Annotated in this window: 2 protein-coding genes and 1 pseudogene; 1 reads left to right on the top strand and 2 read right to left on the bottom strand. The window is 74.1% G+C overall.

Annotated elements, in window-relative coordinates:
- Positions 1–184, top strand: a pseudogene (locus NH339_RS18040) (spermidine synthase); the annotation flags it as partial.
- A 3-nt stretch (positions 185–187) separates the two neighbouring features.
- Here the strand turns inward: NH339_RS18040 and NH339_RS18045 are convergent.
- Together NH339_RS18045 and rocD are read right to left on the bottom strand one after the other, a co-directional pair.
- Positions 188–607, bottom strand: coding sequence for a hypothetical protein (locus NH339_RS18045; protein WP_253027384.1), 420 nt, complete (start codon positions 605–607; stop codon positions 188–190).
- 4 nt (positions 608–611) lie between these two features.
- The gene (rocD, locus tag NH339_RS18050; protein WP_253027385.1) at positions 612–1823 is read right to left on the bottom strand and encodes an ornithine--oxo-acid transaminase; all 1212 of its coding nucleotides are present in this window, start codon (positions 1821–1823) and stop codon (positions 612–614) included.
- Positions 1824–2001 lie beyond the last annotated feature (178 nt).

The raw sequence follows: 2001 nt of genomic DNA on the forward strand, positions 1-2001 counted from the left end.
CGTCGCCTCCCGCGCGCCGGTCGACCCCGCCCCGCTGGCCCGCCGCGCCGCGGGGTCGATGTTCCCCTACCGCGTGCTCGACGCCGCCCAGGTGCGCGACCGGCTGGCCGGGGGGACTGCCTTCACGGACGCGCGGACCGAGGCGTCACCCGCCCCGCCCGGTGGTGCCACCTTCTTCGGCTGAGCCTCAGGCGAGTCGGTCGCGCCAGCCGGCCGGGTCGGACACCTGGAAGGCGGCAGCGTCGGCCAGGCCGTCCCGCGACCAGGTGACGACCAGCAGGTCGGCACCCGTCGACCGGCCCATGAAGGTCCGCGAGAGGGTCGCCGACGTGATCGCCTCCCGGGGCACCTCGACGTCGCGACCGGCGACCAGAGGGACGAACGCGAGGTGCTCGCGGCCCAGGAGCAGCGAGCCGATGCCCCGCACCTGGGTCTGCCGGTCTGAGGCGACCGCGAAGAGCCCGGCCTGCTCGACCACCTCGGGTGCGTAGCCGGCCACCCGACGTCGATGAGCACGTCGCACCAGCGCGAGCCGGACCAGACCCGCCACGACGAGCAGCAGCACCAGCCCCGCGACGAGGGCGAGCACGGCGAGCAGCGTGCCCACCGCCTCAGACCTTCAGCGCACGCTCGAGCGCGTCGACCGCCTGGTCGATCTCGTCCCGCGTGATGACGAGCGGCGGGGCGATGCGCAGCGTCCGCTCGTGGGTCTCCTTGCACAGCACACCCTCGTCGCGCAGCGCCATCGACACCTCGCGCCCCGTGCGACCCAGCGGGTCGAGGTCGACACCGGCCCACAGGCCCCGTCCGCGCACCGCGGCGACGCCCTGCCCGAGGAGAGCCTCGAGCCGGTCGTGCAGGTGCCGGCCCAGGTCGGCCGACCGCTCCTGGAACTCGCCGGTGGCCAGCAGGCCGACGACCGCGCGCCCGACCGCGCACGCGACCGGGTACCCGCCGAACGTCGAGCCGTGGGACCCCGGCCGGAGGACCCCGAGGACGTCGGCCCGTCCGACGACGGCCGAGACCGGGATGATGCCGCCGCCGAGCGCCTTGCCGAGGGTGTACAGGTCGGCGCGCACGCCCTCGTGGTCGAGGGCGAACAGGCGGCCGGTGCGGGCGAGGCCGGACTGGATCTCGTCGGCGATCAGCAGCACGTCGTTCTCGGTGCAGGCGTCCCGCACGTCGGCCCAGAAGCCGGCGGGCGGCACGACCACGCCGGCCTCGCCCTGGATGGGCTCCATCAGGACGGCAGCCGTGTTCGGGCCGATGGCGTCGCGCACGGCCTGCGCGTCGCCGTAGGGGACGGTGACGAAGCCCGGCGTGAAGGGCCCGTAGTTGTCGTGGGCGACGGGGTCGTCGGAGAAGGAGACGATGGTGGTCGTGCGGCCGTGGAAGTTGTGCGTGGCCACGATGATCTCGGCCGCGTCGAACGCGACGCCCTTGACCTCGTAGGCCCACTTGCGGGCGACCTTGATGGCGGACTCGACGGCCTCGGCACCGGTGTTCATCGTCAGCACCATCTCGGTGCCGGTGAGCTCGGCCAGCTCCGCGCAGAAGGCGCCGAACTGGTCGTTGTGGAAGGCGCGCGAGGTCAGGGTGAGCCGGTCGATCTGCTCGTGCGCGGCGCGGACCAGGTCGGGGTGGCGGTGCCCGAAGTTGAGCGCGGAGTACCCGGAGAGGAAGTCGAGGTAGCGCCGACCGTCGACGTCGGTGACCCACGCCCCCTCCGCCTCGGAGATCACCACGGGGAGCGGGTGGTAGTTGTGGGCACCCCACTGCTCGTCGAGCGCGATGATGCCGGCGGTCTGCTGCATGTCGGACATGGCTCCCACCGTAACGGCCGCCGCCAGGTCCGTGGTCCGTCCCGACTACCCTCGTGGGGTGACGACGCGCAGCGGGACGGCGGCACGCGGGCTGGGCCCGCGGCTCGTCCGGCCTGTCCTCGTGGGCGTGGCGGTGGCGGCCTGCGCGACCTCCGCCCACGTCCTGGCCGGCGGCGAG

This window comes from Aeromicrobium sp. CnD17-E, from assembly GCF_024124745.1.
Classification (GTDB): domain Bacteria; phylum Actinomycetota; class Actinomycetes; order Propionibacteriales; family Nocardioidaceae; genus Aeromicrobium.

Bases quoted from the DNA above. Each gene is read 5' to 3' on its own strand.
- rocD (WP_253027385.1), bottom strand. From the start codon at position 1,823: ATGTCCGACATGCAGCAGACCGCCGGCATCATCGCGCTCGACGAGCAG.